Annotated in this window: 18 protein-coding genes and 3 tRNA genes; 14 read left to right on the top strand and 7 right to left on the bottom strand. The window is 41.8% G+C overall.

Features of this window, described 5'->3' with window-relative positions; translation table 11 throughout:
• Positions 1-129: 129 nt before the first annotated feature.
• The 4 genes from FTV41_RS07345 (at position 130) to FTV41_RS07330 (ending at position 2,466) form a co-directional block, all read left to right on the top strand.
• Positions 130-1,971 (top strand): long-chain-acyl-CoA synthetase, encoded by a 1,842-nt coding sequence (locus FTV41_RS07345; RefSeq protein ID WP_096901309.1) that lies wholly within the window; start codon positions 130-132, stop codon positions 1,969-1,971.
• Between the two features lie 194 nt (positions 1,972-2,165).
• Positions 2,166-2,241, top strand: a tRNA-Lys gene (locus FTV41_RS07340).
• Between the two features lie 21 nt (positions 2,242-2,262).
• Positions 2,263-2,338 (top strand) — tRNA-Lys (locus tag FTV41_RS07335).
• A 52-nt stretch (positions 2,339-2,390) separates the two neighbouring features.
• Positions 2,391-2,466, top strand: a tRNA-Lys gene (locus FTV41_RS07330).
• Between the two features lie 261 nt (positions 2,467-2,727).
• Here the strand turns inward: FTV41_RS07330 and FTV41_RS07325 are convergent.
• The gene (locus FTV41_RS07325) at positions 2,728-3,255 is read right to left on the bottom strand and encodes a hypothetical protein (protein ID WP_373682952.1); all 528 of its coding nucleotides are present in this window, start codon (positions 3,253-3,255) and stop codon (positions 2,728-2,730) included.
• 363 nt (positions 3,256-3,618) lie between these two features.
• Between FTV41_RS07325 and FTV41_RS07320 the strand changes: the two genes are divergently transcribed.
• Positions 3,619-3,885, top strand: coding sequence for a PspC domain-containing protein (locus FTV41_RS07320; RefSeq protein WP_004976022.1), 267 nt, complete (start codon positions 3,619-3,621; stop codon positions 3,883-3,885).
• A gap of 228 nt (positions 3,886-4,113) precedes the next feature.
• Here the strand turns inward: FTV41_RS07320 and FTV41_RS07315 are convergent, their stop codons facing one another.
• A complete protein-coding gene (locus FTV41_RS07315) occupies positions 4,114-5,217 on the bottom strand; it encodes an HPP family protein (RefSeq protein WP_179996345.1) in 1,104 nt (367 codons plus the stop codon).
• Between the two features lie 202 nt (positions 5,218-5,419).
• Between FTV41_RS07315 and glyQ the strand changes: the two genes are divergently transcribed.
• The 5 genes from glyQ to FTV41_RS07290 all read left to right on the top strand — a co-directional run bounded on the left by glyQ (position 5,420) and on the right by FTV41_RS07290 (position 10,827).
• Positions 5,420-6,406 carry a glycine--tRNA ligase subunit alpha gene (gene glyQ / locus FTV41_RS07310; protein ID WP_004976017.1) on the top strand — a complete coding sequence of 329 codons (987 nt, stop codon included), beginning with the start codon at positions 5,420-5,422 and terminating at the stop codon, positions 6,404-6,406.
• Positions 6,406-8,475 carry a glycine--tRNA ligase subunit beta gene (gene glyS, locus FTV41_RS07305; RefSeq protein WP_179996344.1) on the top strand — a complete coding sequence of 690 codons (2,070 nt, stop codon included), beginning with the start codon at positions 6,406-6,408 and terminating at the stop codon, positions 8,473-8,475. The genes glyQ and glyS overlap by 1 nt, the downstream gene beginning before the upstream one ends.
• A 70-nt stretch (positions 8,476-8,545) precedes the next feature.
• Complete coding sequence (locus FTV41_RS07300) at positions 8,546-9,496, top strand: COG2958 family protein (protein ID WP_179996343.1); 951 nt, start codon at positions 8,546-8,548, stop codon at positions 9,494-9,496.
• A gap of 66 nt (positions 9,497-9,562) precedes the next feature.
• Positions 9,563-9,952 (top strand): hypothetical protein, encoded by a 390-nt coding sequence (locus tag FTV41_RS07295; protein WP_004976007.1) that lies wholly within the window; start codon positions 9,563-9,565, stop codon positions 9,950-9,952.
• Between the two features lie 359 nt (positions 9,953-10,311).
• Positions 10,312-10,827: a hypothetical protein gene (locus tag FTV41_RS07290; protein WP_154321091.1), complete on the top strand. Its 516-nt coding sequence runs from the start codon at positions 10,312-10,314 to the stop codon at positions 10,825-10,827.
• A gap of 66 nt (positions 10,828-10,893) precedes the next feature.
• On the opposite strand, the gene FTV41_RS07285 is transcribed toward FTV41_RS07290, so the two are convergent.
• Positions 10,894-11,094, bottom strand: a complete 201-nt coding sequence (locus FTV41_RS07285) for a hypothetical protein (RefSeq protein ID WP_131261079.1) — start codon at positions 11,092-11,094, stop codon at positions 10,894-10,896.
• 118 nt (positions 11,095-11,212) lie between these two features.
• Positions 11,213-12,481 carry a hypothetical protein gene (locus tag FTV41_RS07280; protein WP_179996342.1) on the bottom strand — a complete coding sequence of 423 codons (1,269 nt, stop codon included), beginning with the start codon at positions 12,479-12,481 and terminating at the stop codon, positions 11,213-11,215.
• Positions 12,482-12,601: 120 nt separating this feature from the next.
• On the opposite strand from FTV41_RS07280, the gene FTV41_RS07275 reads away from it, so the two are divergent.
• Positions 12,602-13,378 (top strand): class I SAM-dependent methyltransferase, encoded by a 777-nt coding sequence (locus tag FTV41_RS07275; protein ID WP_167845740.1) that lies wholly within the window; start codon positions 12,602-12,604, stop codon positions 13,376-13,378.
• A gap of 14 nt (positions 13,379-13,392) precedes the next feature.
• Complete coding sequence (locus FTV41_RS07270; RefSeq protein WP_096901318.1) at positions 13,393-13,947, top strand: hypothetical protein; 555 nt, start codon at positions 13,393-13,395, stop codon at positions 13,945-13,947.
• Between the two features lie 6 nt (positions 13,948-13,953).
• Here the strand turns inward: FTV41_RS07270 and FTV41_RS07265 are convergent, their stop codons facing one another.
• Both FTV41_RS07265 and FTV41_RS07260 read right to left on the bottom strand, forming a co-directional pair.
• Complete coding sequence (locus tag FTV41_RS07265) at positions 13,954-15,156, bottom strand: TIGR03862 family flavoprotein (protein WP_131261082.1); 1,203 nt, start codon at positions 15,154-15,156, stop codon at positions 13,954-13,956.
• A gap of 6 nt (positions 15,157-15,162) precedes the next feature.
• Positions 15,163-15,855, bottom strand: coding sequence for a tRNA (guanine-N(7)-)-methyltransferase (locus FTV41_RS07260; RefSeq protein ID WP_257221930.1), 693 nt, complete (start codon positions 15,853-15,855; stop codon positions 15,163-15,165).
• A gap of 86 nt (positions 15,856-15,941) precedes the next feature.
• On the opposite strand from FTV41_RS07260, the gene FTV41_RS07255 reads away from it, so the two are divergent.
• Together FTV41_RS07255 and FTV41_RS07250 are read left to right on the top strand one after the other, a co-directional pair.
• Complete coding sequence (locus FTV41_RS07255; RefSeq protein WP_004975985.1) at positions 15,942-16,115, top strand: DNA gyrase inhibitor YacG; 174 nt, start codon at positions 15,942-15,944, stop codon at positions 16,113-16,115.
• A gap of 204 nt (positions 16,116-16,319) precedes the next feature.
• Positions 16,320-16,499, top strand: a complete 180-nt coding sequence (locus tag FTV41_RS07250) for a hypothetical protein (protein WP_004975984.1) — start codon at positions 16,320-16,322, stop codon at positions 16,497-16,499.
• A gap of 50 nt (positions 16,500-16,549) precedes the next feature.
• Here the strand turns inward: FTV41_RS07250 and FTV41_RS07245 are convergent, their stop codons facing one another.
• Positions 16,550-17,194 carry an MBL fold metallo-hydrolase gene (locus tag FTV41_RS07245; RefSeq protein ID WP_131261085.1) on the bottom strand — a complete coding sequence of 215 codons (645 nt, stop codon included), beginning with the start codon at positions 17,192-17,194 and terminating at the stop codon, positions 16,550-16,552.
• Positions 17,195-17,211: the final 17 nt, after the last annotated feature.

Here is a 17,211-nt window from a genome sequence, read left to right as displayed (position 1 = left end):
TAACAGCTTTTCTAAAAACACCTAACAAAGCTGAAAAATTAGGTTGATTGCACTAGGACTTAGGGATTACAAAACAACAAGACGTGATGCTGTGCAGATGCAACGGATGATGACAAAAACAGGATTCTTATGAACCAGATGACAAAAAGCGATTTAATTGGCTTAACGGATGTTGCGGCAAAAATTCCGCAGTTTATGACTAAAGTGCCTCACCTGATCACAGGGTTAAAGCAAGCCTATTTACGCACACCCAACACGCCTGCAGGCTTAGGTCTAGCATTTGAAAAAGCCGTGCATCGTAACCCGCATGGCTGTGCACTAGTGTTTGAAGATCAGCAGTACAGCTATTTACAGCTCAATGCTTGGGCCAACCAAATTGCCCATTACTATTTAAGCATAGGTGCACGTAAAGGTGATGTCATTGCGGTGATGTTGGAAAATCGCCCTGAATTAATTGCCAGTGTCATTGGCTTAGCAAAAATTGGCGTTACCGTGGCTTTGGTCAATACCGCACAAGTTGCCAAAGTTTTGGCGCACAGCATCAATTTAGTCAAACCAATTGCCGTGATTGTGGGGGAAGAATGTCGTCAAGCCGTTGCCGATATTCGCCAAGAACTTGAGCTTACAGAAAATCGACTGTATTGGTTTGCAGATCAAAATACCCGTACCGATGCTGGCACTGCCCCTGAAGGTTTTCAAAATTTAGCGCAATGCATTGCATCATTCCCAAGCTTTAACCCTGCCACCACACAGTCAGTACAGGGCAAAGATGGGCTGTTTTATATCTATACCTCAGGTACAACAGGCTTACCTAAAGCGGTGATTTTCACCAATAGCCGTTGGACGTTGGCTTATGGTACCTATGGTCATGTCTTGGGTTTAAATCAGGATGATGTGATGTACTGCACTCTGCCGCTGTACCACGCCACAGGCATTGTGGTGTGCTGGTGTGGCGTAATTGCAGGCAGTGCCACCTTTGCCATCCGTAGAAAATACTCCACTTCATGCTTCTGGCAAGATGTACACAAATTCAATGCCTCTGCGATTGGCTATGTGGGCGAATTGTGCCGTTATTTAATGGATGCGCCTGCTTCTGATTTAGAGCGTGGGCATCGTGTGACCAAAATGATTGGCAATGGCATGCGTCCTAATATTTGGAGCAAATTCAAAACACGCTTTGGTGTTCAGGAAATTCTGGAACTGTATGCGTCTAGCGAAGGCAACGTCGGCTTTAGCAATGTGTTTAACTTTGACAACACGGTTGGTTTTTCACCGACACCTTATGCGGTCATTCAGTTTGATAAAGAAAAAAATGAACCCGTACGCGATGCCAAAGGCAAATGCATGAAAGTCAAAAAAGGCGAAGTCGGCTTATTGATTGGAAAAATCACCCGTCGCTCACCGTTTGATGGCTACACCGACCCTGAAAAAAACAAGGCGGTGATGATGCAAAACGTGTTTAAACAAGGCGATGCCTATTTTAACACGGGCGATTTAGTCCGCGACATTGGCTTCCGTCACGCCCAGTTTGTTGATCGTTTAGGTGATACCTTCCGCTGGAAAGGTGAGAACGTATCCACCACAGAAGTAGAAAACATTGTCAGTGACTATGAAAAAATTGCTGAAGCTGTCGTGTATGGCGTTGAAATCCCACATACCAATGGTCGTGCAGGTATGGCTGCGATTACCTTAAACGAAGGCTGCCAGTTAGATGAACAAGACTTGCGTCAAATGCTGGTGGAGTTTAAAAAAGCAATGCCCGCTTATGCAGTACCCGTTTTTTTACGCATTCAAAAGCAAATGCAAACTACAGGTACATTTAAATATCAGAAGAACACCCTGAAAACTCAAGGTTTTGATTTAAAACAGTGTGATGAAAAAATTCTGGTATTATTGCCAAACCAATCTGCTTATTGCGAACTGACCCAAGAAATTTACGACAATATTCAACAGTATCAATATCGCTTCTAAGCCACCAGGTTGCCTATTTTTTGATTAGATACGACAAATTTGTTGCATTTATAATCAAACATAGGCAACTTTTTTATTTTTTACTTGCGCTCGCTTCATATCTTGCTACAATACGCTCCATCAAACGAAGTGGTGCTTAAAACCCTCTGGTTTTTCTTGCACTTCACAATCAAGCCTGCTTGATTGCTGGTTCAGGGTCGTTAGCTCAGTCGGTAGAGCAGCGGACTTTTAATCCGTTGGTCCCGCGTTCGAATCGCGGACGACCCACCATTTCCTTGATCAACCTTAGATGGGTCGTTAGCTCAGTCGGTAGAGCAGCGGACTTTTAATCCGTTGGTCCCGCGTTCGAATCGCGGACGACCCACCATCTTCTTCAAGGTTGATATTCTAAAAATGATCATCATCATTTTTACTCCTCTGGGTCGTTAGCTCAGTCGGTAGAGCAGCGGACTTTTAATCCGTTGGTCCCGCGTTCGAATCGCGGACGACCCACCATTCCTTCTAAAAAATCTTTAAATTACCAGTCATCACAGCACTATTCTGTGGATCGTGCAGTTTCGTAATTTACTATACAATTCCCGTATTCTGCCCTGTTTGACTAACACTTTTATCCACTACACCTTGCTCAATTCAGTTGTAGACGATGTGCCATCATTGATAAATCATACTTTACACATCCCAAATAAAAACTTGATGTAAAAAAACAAAAGCCCAAAAGTTTTTCACGAATGGGCTAAGAATTGAATGAGCGAATAATTAACTTGCTCTGATTAAATGATAGTTTTGCGAAGGTAAGGGATTGCTTTTAAAGTATTCACGATTATTTTCTGTTGCAATCGCAATTTTGTTTTTATCCATAATTAAATTATGGTCTTGATCAACATTATAGTAAAAGTTCACCCCAGAGGCGCGTGCCACCACAATTTGATGCGCGTCTTCATCATAGAACCATAAATCTTTGCGGTATTTTTTTTTATTGTCGTAACTGATTTGCCCCGCATTGACAAAAATACGATGCGCTGTCCCATCAGGCAATAAGGTCAGAATATAATCGACTTTTCCGCTTTCGCACATAACAAACTTATCTTCACAGCTAATCTGAATGGTATAGCGTCCCACATAAGTCAGATGATTCTCGGGAATATGATGTTCCGTTGCAGCCGTTTGTATGGGTGCGATTGCCTGCCCTGCCACCTCAGTCAGTCTTTTGGTTTCTGCCTGTTGTGTATATTTTTGCACGGCAGCTTGCTCAAGTTGTGAATCATCGCATCCAAGCAATGCCACTGCACTCCATATTGAAACTGCGCAAATATTTGATTTAGCTGACACACTATCCCTCATATAGAGTGACCAGACTGAATACTCAGTCCTATTCAAACCACTGAATAGGCAGCTCGATGTAAGCCATGCTTTTCCTCAATCCTTTGTGGTCAAGCGCTTACTCTGCCCATCGCTTCTTTAGGATATTTTAGGTGGATGCTGGTTTAAGCAACACCAAATGTTACATAACTTTACTAATTGCCTTGCTTACCGCCCTTTAAAAACCCAAGTGCATCACCATTTTTATTTTATATATAGATGATGTGCTGTGAAGCTAAACATCAGCCTGTATTTATTTTGAATTTTAGATCTCTTAAGGAGAATTAGATGGCCAATGTTGGTTTATATCGCTCAAACCGCTCAAATATGATTGCTGGGGTTATGGGTGGTATTGCTGAACGTTTTGGTTGGAACGCAAATTTACTGCGCTTAATTTTTGTGATTGTTTCCGTGATGAGCGCTGCCTTTCCTGGCATTTTGGTGTATTTGGTGTTGTGGTTGGTGATTCCTAAACAAAACCAGTCGAATACAGCAAACTATACTCAGGGCTACACAAGACCTGTGCGCACAGTCAATCCTGATCAAGACCGATAAACGGTATTGAAATTTGAAAGACTGACCATATTTAAAGATTCATAGGCTTGAATCGTTTACCGATTCACTCGTAGACACCACCCTATTCACACAACTTTCTTCTTTTTCGCTACGATTGCTCCCCCAAGCATCGTAGCTTTTTTTTGCCTTTCAACCTGCAATATATTTTAAAAGTCACAGCATTTCAGGATTGAGTCGTGTTGAATACGCATCGACAATACAAGTCAATCAATTGGTCTTTACAGCAAGCTGTTGATTTAAGACGGCAATCATATCGGCACGGCTAATAATCCCCACCAAAAGCTGCTGCTCTACCACAGGAATGTAGTTAAAAGAACGCTCGACAAAGTACGGTACAAGGTCTTGAATACTTTGTTGCGGTTGCACCGTGACCACTTGGCGCAACATGATATGTTTTACTTGATGTTTCCAGCTATAAGGTAAATCTGTTGCGTGTTTAAACCATTCCACCACTTCATACAGCGCCAAAGTTCCCACCAAATGTTGTTCAGTATCAATGACTGGTAAACTCATTAAATTCATGTGTTTGAATTTTTCTAAAGCACTGTGAATATCCTCATCTTGCTGCAAACTAACCACATCTTTACTCATAATATCGGCACAAGTCAGTGCTTGAGTTTGTCGTTCACTGGCTTTGTGTTGCGCTTCTAAAATGATTTTTTGTAAGTCGTATTCACTAATATCTAGCAACTGTGTTTGTGCATCTAAAACATCTTGAATATCTTGCGGCTGAATAGTGGCTTTTTGAGTAGGCGTTGGGTCTTGGGTACGTTGATTCAACTGTGGCGTTTGAGGATAAGGCTTACCAATCATACGGTTAAATACAATTGCAATCACCATCAGCAAAACTGAATTGAGCAGTACAGGATAAAAAATAAAGTGATAACCCAACTCACGCACAGCATCTCCACCAAGCACTGCAGTAATAGCCACTGCCCCACTCGGTGGATGCAGCGAATCGGTGGTCATCATCAAGAAAATAGATAAAGCCACAGCCACACTAAAGGCTTCGGTTAAATTTGGAATATATAAAGCACAGCTCACGCCCATAATTGCTGCAATACTGTTCCCAACTACAATATTCCACGGCTGCGCCAAAGGACTGGCAGGCACAGCAAACAACAATACCGAAGATGCACCCATTGGCGCGATATACCATGCGTTAATATCGCCCAACACCCACCAACTGATCAGGGAAGATAATGCCAAACCCAATAATGCGCCCAAACCACAAAGTAGGCGTTCTTTTAACGGCAATACTTTAAAATTGGGTTTCAGCGTATTCAGCCAATCAAGTTGTGAATGAAACACGGGCAGGCAATCCAGTGGTGACAATTGGACAAGATTATAAGGCAATCATTTAGTAATGATGTATTTGTTTTATATCTTTCATTTATCAGTGAATTTGTAAAACCCCAAACAACCAACCGCTAGTTGTGCTTTAACCTTTGCCAGCACCCCGCAAAATCCTTATAATTGAGCACAATTTTTCTCTAATTTTAAGTGGATGACCATGAGTCGCGCCATATCGCATATTGATACCTTTCAAGGCTTAATTCTTGCCTTACAAAACTACTGGGCGGAGCAGGGCTGCGTCGTTTTACAACCTTACGATATGGAAATGGGTGCAGGGACATTCCACACTGCCACTTTCCTACGTGCTTTAGGTCCAGAAACATGGAACGCGGCGTATGTACAACCATCTCGTCGTCCTAAAGATGGTCGTTATGGCGAAAACCCGAACCGCTTACAACACTACTATCAATTTCAGGTGGTGCTGAAACCAAACCCAGACAACATTCAACAGTTGTATTTAGATTCTTTAAAAGCAATTGGAATTGACCCATTGGTGCATGACATTCGCTTTGTAGAAGATAACTGGGAATCTCCAACTCTTGGCGCTTGGGGCTTGGGTTGGGAAGTATGGCTAAACGGCATGGAAGTGACTCAGTTTACTTACTTCCAGCAAGTCGGTGGTGTTGAGTGCTACCCTGTAACAGGCGAAATCACCTACGGTCTTGAACGTCTGGCAATGTACTTGCAAGGTGTAGACTCAGTTTACGACTTGGTTTGGACTAAAGGACAGTTTGGTACTGTAACGTATGGCGATGTGTTCCATCAAAACGAAGTTGAACAATCGACCTATAACTTTGAATACGCACCTGTAGAAAAAATGTTTGAACTGTTTGACTTCTATGAAGTAGAAGCGAGCCGTTTAATTGCAGCAGAATTACCGCTACCTGCTTATGAGCAAGTGATTAAAGCATCTCACTGCTTTAACCTCTTGGATGCGCGCGGTGCAATTTCTGTGACTGAGCGTCAGCGTTATATTTTACGTGTCCGTACTTTGGCGCGTTCTATTGCACAAAGTTATGTGGCTGCACGTGCAAAATTAGGCTTCCCAATGGCTGAACCACATTTACGTGATGAAGTCTTGGCACAATTAAAAGCACAGGTTGAAGCGGAAGCCAAAGCGCAAAATACTGAGGAAAGCAAATAATGTCTAAACATACAGTTTTATTTGAACTCGGTTGCGAAGAACTCCCACCGAAAAGCTTAAAAACCTTACGTGATGCACTACTTGCAGAAACTGAAAAAGGTTTAAAAGATGCAGGCTTGGCTTTTGATGCAATTGAAGCCTATGCAGCACCACGTCGCTTGGCACTTAAAATTGCTAATGTTGATGCCGCACAAGCAGACACACAAAAACGCTTTGACGGCCCTGCTGTTCAAGCTGCTTACGATGCCGAAGGCAAACCAACCAAAGCCCTTGAAGGCTTTATGCGCGGTCAAGGCATTACTGTAGATCAAGTATCTACATTCCAAGCAGGTAAAGTTGAAAAAGTGTGCTACTTAAAAGACGTGAAAGGTCAAAGCCTTGATGCGTTATTGCCACACATTTTACAAACAGCATTGGACAACCTGCCAATTGCAAAACGTATGCGTTCTGCTGCAAGCCGTACTGAATTTGTGCGCCCAGTAAAATGGGTCGTTTTACTTAAAGATCATCAAGTAATTGAAGCAACGATTCAAGACCATCAGGCAGGTAATGTCACTTATGGACATCGTTTCCATGCACCTGAAGCAATCACCCTTGCACATGCAGATGAATACCTTGAGAAGTTAAAAGCAGCGCACGTTGTCGCTTCTTTTGAAGAGCGTCAAGCGATCATTGATCAGCAAGTAAAAGCATTAGCGGATGAAGTGAATGCGATTGCAATTGTTCCTGCGGATCTACGTGACGAAGTCACTGCACTGGTTGAATGGCCGGTAGCTTTACGTGCCAGCTTTGAAGAACGCTTCCTTGCCGTTCCTCAAGAAGCCCTGATCACTACCATGCAGGATAACCAGAAGTATTTCTGTCTGGTGAATGCTGAAAACAAATTACAGCCTTACTTCATTACCGTTTCAAACATTGAGTCTAAAGACCCGACTCAAATTATTGAAGGTAATGAAAAAGTGGTGCGCCCACGTTTGTCTGATGCTGAATTCTTCTTCTTGCAAGACCAAAAACAGCCATTAGCTTCTCGTAAAGAGAAACTGGCCAACATGGTATTCCAGGCACAACTGGGTACTTTGTGGAACAAGTCTGAACGCATTGCCAAACTGGCTGTTGCTTTGGCGCCAATTACGGGTGCAAATCCGCAAGATGCAGAAAAAGCTGCTTTACTTGCAAAATGCGACTTAACCTCTGAATTGGTGGGTGAATTCCCAGAACTTCAAGGGATTGCGGGAACTTACTACGCACGTCTTGAAGGTGAAAATGACGAAGTTGCAGAAGCACTGGGTGAACAATACTTACCTAAATTTGCGGGTGATGTGCTTCCTAAAACCAAAACAGGCACGACGATTGCCCTTGCAGACCGTTTAGACACGCTCACAGGTATTTTTGGTATTGGTCAAGCACCGACAGGTTCTAAAGACCCATTTGCATTGCGTCGTTCTGCGATTGGTATTTTGCGCCTTGTAACAGAAAACGGTTTAGATGTTTCAATTGAAGACTTAATTAAACTAGCCTTGGCTGCTTATGGTGATGTCTTGAAAGACCACGACAAGACTTTGGCAGATGCAGTCGCATTCCTTGAAGGTCGTTACCGTGCGAAGTACGAAGATCAAGGTGTTGCGGTAGATGTGATTCAAGCCGTTCAAGCGTTATCACCAAAATCTCCACTAGATTTTGATAAGCGTGTGAATGCGGTAAATCACTTCCGTGCCTTGCCTGAAGCGGCTGCATTGGCTGCTGCAAACAAGCGTGTTGCCAACATTTTAGCCAAAGAAACCGCGCCTGAAGGTACTGTCGTTGAAGTAAACTTGGTAGAAGATGCAGAAAAAGCATTATTCGCTGAACTTGCAAAAATCACACCTGTGGTTGAGCCATTATTGGCAGCAAAAGACTACACCACTGCACTTTCTCAATTGGCTGCATTACGTGCGCCTATTGATGCCTTCTTTGACAGTGTCATGGTGATGGCAGATGATGCTGAGTTGAAAGCCAACCGCTTACGTTTACTTGCGCAGTTACGTGATTTATTTACACGTGTTGCAGATGTAAGTGTGTTGCAGCACTAAAGTCTTAATTACTTGTAAATTAAAAGAAACCCCGCTATTTTGATAGTGGGGTTTTTACATATTGATGAAAATGAAATTATCACAAGCTCAAAAAGCATTAGAATTTTTAAAATCTAATCCTAATCAAAAATTTACAGCTAGATTTATTGCTGATAAATTAATTGCTACATATCCTCAAGATTATATCGAGAAAAGAAATAATATTAAATTTGAAAACAATGAGGGTGCTTTTAAACAACAAGTTATTCGAGAGTTATATAGTATTTTCCCAGACTTAATTCAAAATAATCCTTGTGTAAAATATCAAGAAAGACCACGTCCACGCCAATATTGGTATGACCCCCCTTCAAATCTTTCACCAACAACAGGAATTGACTTCCATAATTCATTAATTATTGATGCAGAAGACAATAATCCACCACCAATTCAAGAAAAAATATTTTCAGAGTACGACTTATACCCTATTCTCATCGAATATTTGTCTAAAGAGCTAAACCTCTATAGCCTGAGAATTGATGAAAAAAAGTCTTCAAATAATCGTGGTCAAAACGGTAATCAATGGTTACACCCCGATATTGTTGCGATGCAACCCATTGATAAAAAATGGCATGAATTAATAAGAACTTGTGTTAAACATGGTTCTGGACAAAATGTGCGTTTATGGTCATTTGAAGTAAAAAAAGAATTAACAGGCTCAAATATCCGAAGTAGCTTTTTCCAAGCAGTCAGTAATTCCAGTTGGGCAAATGAGGGCTACCTAGTAGCAACCTCTATTTCAACAAATGAAGTTGAAGAAGAACTGCGTATGCTTTCAGCTTTACATGGTATAGGTGTAATTTTACTCAACCCAGAAAATCCAACAGAAAGTGAAATCCTTTTGCCAGCTCGACGACGTTCAGAGGTGGATTGGCAATCAATAAATCGAATTTTGACTGAAAACTTGGATTTTAAAAACTTTATAGAGTTGGTTTCTATCTACTATCAAACTGGACGTATTCGTTCACAAGATTGGAATCATTAATCTATAGGCATTTCACTTCAGATTCCCTATACTCAACCTAACAACACTCAACAAGAAAACGAGCTTATGAAACTTAAAACACTCATTTTATCGGGTTTAACTTGCCTTTCTCTTAGTGCGTGTACTTCTGCACCTGTTATTCCGCAGCTTACTGCAGGTGTTTTACAAGAAGTGAAAAATATTGAAGTTTACCCAGACACTGTCAATAACAGCGCCAAACTCACAAAATTTATTGATAAATGCGTGATCGAATTTACAGGCACACTGCAAGCAGGTCGTTCTATTGAACAATGGGCATTTAAAGGCAATGCATTAATTTCAGCTGGTTCTGCAACATTTGCACAAGATGGGACTAGCATAGCAACTCACTTTGACTTGCATGATGCAACTGTGCAAAAGAACTTCATCACCTTACGCAACCATTTTCATAAAGATGCGCTTGCACAATGCAACTAAGCTAAAAACAGCTTTGAATGTATCTTGATGTAGCAAGATTGTTGGACTTTCAATATAAATACAGCATCGCTTGATATTTCAAACTAAGATGATAAAAGCAGTGTAGCCATTGCTGCCCTGCTTTAACAACTCTCCAGAGTAACAAGACCCACAATTTTATGTGGGTCTTCTTCTTTAAGTCTGAAACTCTGCCATAGTTTCAAGCACTTTAAAGTCTCAAACACTGTAAATTTCACCTAAAAACACATCATACTTGCGAAAAATAAACACTGCAGATCATCTAGGCTTTATACAATGCAGTACATTCCATTCAAAACCTTTCAACGACCAGTATTCGGCATCCTAAGAGGCACAGCACAATGAAAAAGATCAATATCAGCATTTGTATTGGACTATTGTTCAGTAGTGCTTCGGTGTGGGCACAAAGTAGTGCTGCACAAACTCAAAGTAATAAACCAATTCAGCCTTATGCAGACAATCCAAACCTCTTACATGTTTGGGCATATAAAACTCAGGAAGGTGTGATTCAGGCAGCACAAAAAGTCGGTGAAGTAACCGAAAAAGGTATTGAAAAAATTCGCCCTTCGGCACATCAAGCTTTAGACAACGCCAAACAATTGGGCAGTCAGGGTGCGGCTCAAGCCAAACATACTGGGCAGCAACTTGCCAACAATGTAAATACTAAAATTCAGGAAACCAAAGAAGTGATTACAGGACAAAGTGATCATGCCGTGCCTATCTATCAAGCACCATTAAGCGCGCCTTCGCAGAATATCGCCCCTGCAGCCACCATTGCCGCACCTACTCAAGAAGCACAGACTCAGACTCCACCAAGTACAGATACTGAAGAAGAAATTAAAGTGATTAAGCTATAATTTTTTTGATTTATTGGTTTGCTCAAAATTATAAAAACAACTCAGTGCAAATAAAAAAGCCTGCATTTAATCTGCAGGCTTATTCATGTGATAGCGTATCGATTTTTGAATTTGTCGGAATACATAAGCGCCTAATCCCAACAATACCAACAAACCTAAAGCAAAAAATAGATAAGCCTTCGGCTCAGGCGCATCTGCAAACAAAGTCGCAGATAAAATGAAACTGGACAGCAAAACAAGCACAGCAGGCATCAACAACTTGGTCATACATACTACCCTTGGAATGATCAACAAAACCATGTTTTAAGATCATCTTAGCCCAATGGCAAAACAATACAAGTGTCTAAAATTTAAACCTTCTAAATAATGGATCAAACTTTGCAGCTTACTGTTCCAGTTCTAGGGTAAATTTGGCAGTATCTGGCAAATCTTCCACAAAGTCGTTGCCGCCAAACTCATCACTGCTCAGGTTCAAATCTTTATAGCTCAACACAAAATAGTCGCTATATTTTTTCAATATTAATGGGTGCATGCCTGCAGCAAGTGCATCTTGTTCTTTGCATAGTTTCATGACATGACGATCATTCATACTAATTAAATAGCGTTCATCATTCAGATAAATTTGCACCAAACCACTGCCCTTTGCATAAATCGGAATCAGGAATTTATGGTTTAAGGCAATTGCATGTGCGGCATAGCTCTCAATTTTTTGGCTGATGATGTTAAACACCAAACCATGACCAAAATGGTCGAGCAAGACATTACGATTTTCATACGGTAACTGAATTTGTAAGCCAAGTTTGTTTAAATCGTGCTGATCGACCTGTTTATTGCTAAGCAAGGAGCGAATCAGGTTTTGTTTCAACTTGGCATCAAAAAAGTTACTGTCTAGCTGTAAGTTATTGTATTTTAAAATACGACCTAAAGACCAACGGTGATTCGGTAAGACATTTTCAATCACTTTACGGTAGTAAAACTTACTGTTCTTTTTCACCTTGCGAATTTTTTGGTAAAAAAACGGCGCATCAAAAGGATGGGTCAAAAAGTCATTTAATAATTCTGAGTTAGCCAAAATCGCAATCGCATCATGCCCTGTAAATGGCAAATGCAAGGTATGTAAATGCGGAATTAATGGCTGTATTTTTAAATAATGCCCACGATCTTCTGGATAGTATTGGTCATAAACCACAATATATTCACGCTGTGCCGATACATCCTGCGCTTGAATACGCATATTGGCATTCACATCGGCATGGTAAAACATGTTGTAGCGTGGGTCATGAATATCTTCAGGGTCAATTGAATATTGCGGCACCAAAGCCACAATGCGGCTTAAATCCAGTAAATTGGAATATTTAATTGCCGCATAGCCCCCCATAGAGCCGCCATAGCCCACACGGACTTTAAACGGGGCAATCAGCTCTTGAATGGCTGCCAACATGGCACGCATAGACGCTTCAGGAAACCATGATTTTTCCTTTGGCATCACCCCAATCACATTAAAATGAAACTTTTCCAGTGATTTTTCGGCGTTAATAGACGTTCCTTTGGCACGAGTGATTAAATCGCCAAAAGAAAAAATCAGCTCCTGAGATGAGCCTTTCATGAAAATAGCGCGGATATGTCCGTCTTCAAAAATTATGTGTTTGTCCATTCCCACACCGGCGCCAAGGCGCTGAATTAAACCGTTACTTTAAACTTGAATACACGTTACGCAAGTTCAAAAGTGAATATGTTATTTTATAGATGCACAGCAGATTAAAAATCGCAAAATATGACACAATCTCTACATCCTGCCGCACAACAAGGTTTTGCTTTAGGGGCAAACCTATATCAACAAGTTCGTCCCAGTTACCCGCAAGAAGTCGATGTTTTCCTGCAAGATCAGCTCCAAGTTCCACTTAATAGCAATATTGTAGACTTGGGTTCTGGCACAGGAAAGTTCCTGCCACATTTGCTCAAACTGACAACTCAGCTTATAGCGGTAGATCCGATTGCCAGCATGTTAGCCGAATTAGAACAACTTTACCCACAAGTTAAGACAATTCAAGCACGAAGTGAGCAATTACCACTGCACGATCAATGTGCAGATTTGGTGAGCTGTGCGCAATCTTTTCATTGGTTTGCCAATCTGCAAAGTTTAAAGGAAATTCACCGAATCTTAAAACCGCAAGGTCATTTGCTGTTAATTTGGAATCAACGTGATATTTCAGTCAATTGGGTCAATGCACTGGCAAAGATGATTTTGCCTTTTGAGGGCGATACACCGCGTTTTCACAATCAGGACTGGCGTCAGGTATTTGCCGATACAGATTTATTCCAACTTACTCACGAGCAGAAATTTCATCACACGCATGTTGGTACAGTTGAACAAGTCGTGTCTAAGCGTTTGCTTTCGACCAGTTTCATTGCTGCAATGCCAACTGAACAGCAACAACAACTCAAAACACAATTTGAACAATTAGTATTAGAATATACGAATAAGCATGTGCAAGATGAAATTGAATTTCCCTATTGCACACATTTGTATGTCTATCAAAAAGTTGAATGAGAGGGAGCAAATAAATGCAAATAACCTTTAAACACGCGATTGCTCCCTTAACAATTTTTTTGGCGTTCTCCCTCAGCGCTTGCGAGCGCAGCAAAGTAGAACATGCAGACAAACTCAGCCCTGAAGATCAAATCATGCAAACTCAGGTCGAGCAAGCCGCGATTCAGCCCTTTGAAATGACTGCGGATGACCCGCATGATATTCAATTGCTGATGGATTATGAACAACGCCATGACCAAATGAGCAATGATTTGGAAGATGAGTTAGAACGCTTGCATGAAAGCCAACAACTCGATGCTGCATTTGCACAAAATCGCCTGCAGGACAACATTCAATCTGCCTTGAGTATGCTCAAAGAACTGGATTTAAAGACACCGCAAGGGCGTTATATTCAAGGCCTAATGAGTCATTATTGGGAACAGCAAGCGCAATATCTAGCAACTCAAAATACAACTTCTGCACCTTATCCTGTCAGTAAAGAACAACGTCAGCAAGGCTTAGCAGACTTGCTACAGGCGCAGCAACAACTAGAACATTGGCGTGGGCAATATCCACAACTTGATGAATAACGTGTTTTACGGACGCTGCTGTAAATACTGATGCACTCCTTCAGCGGCAGCGCGTCCTGTAGCAAAACAGGCTGTCAGCAAATAGCCGCCCGTTGGCGCATCCCAATCCAGCATTTCACCACAGAGAAAAACGTGTGGATTGGAATTTAACTGCAATTGTGCAGATAAAACCTCACGTTTGACTCCGCCCGCACAGCTAATTGCTTCTTCAATAGGACGAAAACCCTTTAAAGGCACCGTTAAATTTTTAATCTGCTGCGCCAATTGCATAGGTTGCTGCCAAAGGGCTTTATCCACCAACTCACGCACGACTGCAGACTTCACGGCATCCAAACCTGCCTTACGCCAAATATTGCTTACAGACTGTTTTTTGGAAGGTTGCAACTTTTGGTAGAGTTGCTCAACGGTTAAATCGGGTAGCAAATCGAGTTGTAACTGCAGCGGTTGTTGAGCGTGCTGCAACTGTCGCAATGCTCGCCCTTGCTTATAAATTAAGCCACTTTCCAAACCATAATGGCTAATCACAATATCGCCCATGCTCGCTTCAGCGCCTTTCACCCATGCTTGCACACGTTTTAAAGGTTGTCCAAAAACTGGCTGCATATAGTTAGACCAGTGACATTCCACCCCTGCATTGCTGGCTTGGAAAGGCTGAATTTCATTGGCAGATAACCAACGCTGCCATGCACCATCACTACCCAATTTCGACCACGACACTGCCCCACATGCCATCACAATGGCGGCAAATTGCTGTTGTTCAATGTGACCTGTACTTAGATTTTGAATACTGAGTTGATTATTATTTAAATCACATACCTGATGCCGATAATGAAACTGCACGCCTGCATCAACCAAGCGTTTTAACCATGCGCGCAGCAAAGGTGCGGCTTTCATTTCTTGTGGGAAAATCCGCCCCGATGAACCTACATAAGACTGAATCCCTAAACTCTGCATCCAGTTTTGAATCCAAGCCGCATCCCATTGTTGAATCCACGGCGCCAACCATTCCGTCTGATCATAACGCTGAACAAATTGTGCAATCGGTTCGGCATGTGAAATATTCAGACCTGTTTTACCCGCCATCAAAAACTTACGTGCCGCGGAAGGTTTTTGCTCATAGACATGCACATCATAGGCATACTGACTCAGCACTTCGGCAGCCATTAGCCCTGCTGGTCCTGCTCCTATAATTGCAATGCGCTGTTTCATGCCTGTTTACTCAGTTGTTGCACTTGAGTCTGCAGAAACTTTCGCCTCAACTGCAGCAGGTGTTAAAGTTGGCTGCTGTCCTTGCAAAGGCTGAAAATCATCAAAACGGGTTGTATAAGCCGCAGGTTTGGTGATCAGCAGTTCCTGACAACGCTCACCACGTGCTAAATATTTGATTTCAAAGTGAGTGCGTGCTGAATCTACTGGAACATCCAGCTGAATAAATGGCAATTTCCACACTTCAATCAGCTGTTGCTGTGCTTCTGCAATATATTCAGGAATATTACTTACTAAAGTAATACTGCCGCCTGCTTTTAAACGCGACAATAGAAACTCAAAAAACGGCATATTCAACCAACGCTGGGTGGCATTATGTGGTTCTGGATTCGGATATAAAATAAAGAATTGCTCAACTTGAGCAGGAAATAAAGCATGCACAATCCATGGAATGGCATCGGCATGCACAATCTGTAAGTTCTGCTGACCTTCAAGCTGATGCTGTTTTTGCATCGCCAAAAATTTTTCACGGGTGCGCTCAATTGCAATCAACTTGTGCTCAGGATGCTGCCCGCTAAACAATAGGGCGTGTTTACCTTTTCCGGCCCCAATTTCCACACAAACCGATTCATTGGCAATGGCTTGAAAATCACGAGGGGCATGCATACGCTGTGCTTGAAATTGACGAATTGGCATAATCAGATCAAACTTACAAAATTCGGCACAAGTCTATCAAGTCAGGTGCTATTTGCCTAATCCAATCCTGCATTTTTCATTTGGAGTTGATCATGCCACGCACTTTTCCTTGCCCTCGTTGTGGTGAACCTTCGCAATGGGAAAACAATCCATTTCGTCCTTTTTGTTCTGAGCGTTGCAAGCTCATTGATTTAGGCGCATGGGCAAATGACGAGTATCGTTTACCCACCCAAGATGCTCCGCAAGCAGAAAACTCTGAGGAATAAGCAATAAATTTCCACGCCAAATATTGCCTAAAACTACACACAGTTTCATGGAATTTTTCACATTTTTAGAAAAATTATTCAAAATTTAGTTGTTCTATAATTGCTTTCAGCAGAATTAGCACAGGTTATACTTTGCACTATTCGTGACTCCGTCACTGCACATAACAATAAAGAAAGCAAAAAATAACCTAGGAACATTTCACCATGGAAATCATGTTAAAAGGAATTGTAATGCTGTGTATTTTACTCTCTACCAGCAGTTTAGGCTTTGGACTGTACGCGCATGATTTACTCATGCTGTGCATAGGCATCTTACTGACAATTTTCACAATGCTGTTTGCAATTGAAAGCAAACAAATGCTGAATAATCCCTTTCGCAAATAAAAAAGTCAGCGACTGCTGACTTTTTCTTAAAGCATAAATACACACTGCTTTTAACCTGCTTGCCCCGCCACAAAAGGGTTGTTCTGTTTTTCAAATCCAATGGTACTGATGGGACCATGCCCCGAAATAAACTGAGTGTCATCGGGCAAACTAAAACACTCGCGCTGAATTGAATCTAATAATTGTTGATGATTCCCACGTGGAAAATCGGTGCGTCCAATCGAGCCTTTAAATAGCACATCGCCTGTCCACAAGACGCCATATTTTGCATTATAAAACATCACATGGCCTGGGGTATGCCCTGGTGCATAACGCACTTCAAAGCTTTCTTGACCCAATTGCAGCACTTCACCACCCTCTAACCACTGTGTAACCGTGACTTGTTCAGGGATAGGAAAACCATAACGTGCAGACACTTCTTGCAGTTGATCTAACCAAAAAGCATCTTCTTTCTGTGGACCAATCACAGGAACATTCCAGTAATGTTGCAACGCACCAACAGCCCCCGCATGGTCTAAATGTCCATGAGTGAGCCACAAAGCTTTCACCGTTAAACCCAACGCTTCAACTTCGGCTTTCAGCTTTTCAGGCTCACCGCCTGCATCAATCAAAATTGCTTCTTTGCTTTCTGCATCCCACACAATCGAGCAGTTTTGCTGAAAAGCGGTGACGGGAACAATTTTGACTTGCAACATGGTGGCGAACCTCAAAA

The sequence above is a fragment of the Acinetobacter sp. YH16051 genome (assembly GCF_013417135.1).
GTDB lineage: Bacteria > Pseudomonadota > Gammaproteobacteria > Pseudomonadales > Moraxellaceae > Acinetobacter > Acinetobacter towneri.
This window is presented reverse-complemented; position numbering and strand designations above follow the sequence as displayed.

Coding starts and splice junctions, on each gene's coding strand:
- FTV41_RS07265 (WP_131261082.1), bottom strand. CDS start 15,156: ATGAAACAGCGCATTGCAATTATAGGAGCAGGACCAGCAGGGCTAATG.
- FTV41_RS07300 (WP_179996343.1), top strand. CDS start 8,546: ATGAAATTATCACAAGCTCAAAAAGCATTAGAATTTTTAAAATCTAAT.
- FTV41_RS07280 (WP_179996342.1), bottom strand. CDS start 12,481: ATGGACAAACACATAATTTTTGAAGACGGACATATCCGCGCTATTTTC.
- FTV41_RS07255 (WP_004975985.1), top strand. CDS start 15,942: ATGCCACGCACTTTTCCTTGCCCTCGTTGTGGTGAACCTTCGCAATGG.
- FTV41_RS07245 (WP_131261085.1), bottom strand. CDS start 17,194: ATGTTGCAAGTCAAAATTGTTCCCGTCACCGCTTTTCAGCAAAACTGC.
- glyQ (WP_004976017.1), top strand. CDS start 5,420: ATGAGTCGCGCCATATCGCATATTGATACCTTTCAAGGCTTAATTCTT.
- FTV41_RS07250 (WP_004975984.1), top strand. CDS start 16,320: ATGGAAATCATGTTAAAAGGAATTGTAATGCTGTGTATTTTACTCTCT.
- FTV41_RS07295 (WP_004976007.1), top strand. CDS start 9,563: ATGAAACTTAAAACACTCATTTTATCGGGTTTAACTTGCCTTTCTCTT.
- FTV41_RS07345 (WP_096901309.1), top strand. CDS start 130: ATGAACCAGATGACAAAAAGCGATTTAATTGGCTTAACGGATGTTGCG.
- FTV41_RS07275 (WP_167845740.1), top strand. CDS start 12,602: ATGACACAATCTCTACATCCTGCCGCACAACAAGGTTTTGCTTTAGGG.
- FTV41_RS07290 (WP_154321091.1), top strand. CDS start 10,312: ATGAAAAAGATCAATATCAGCATTTGTATTGGACTATTGTTCAGTAGT.
- FTV41_RS07270 (WP_096901318.1), top strand. CDS start 13,393: ATGCAAATAACCTTTAAACACGCGATTGCTCCCTTAACAATTTTTTTG.
- FTV41_RS07320 (WP_004976022.1), top strand. CDS start 3,619: ATGGCCAATGTTGGTTTATATCGCTCAAACCGCTCAAATATGATTGCT.
- FTV41_RS07285 (WP_131261079.1), bottom strand. CDS start 11,094: ATGACCAAGTTGTTGATGCCTGCTGTGCTTGTTTTGCTGTCCAGTTTC.
- glyS (WP_179996344.1), top strand. CDS start 6,406: ATGTCTAAACATACAGTTTTATTTGAACTCGGTTGCGAAGAACTCCCA.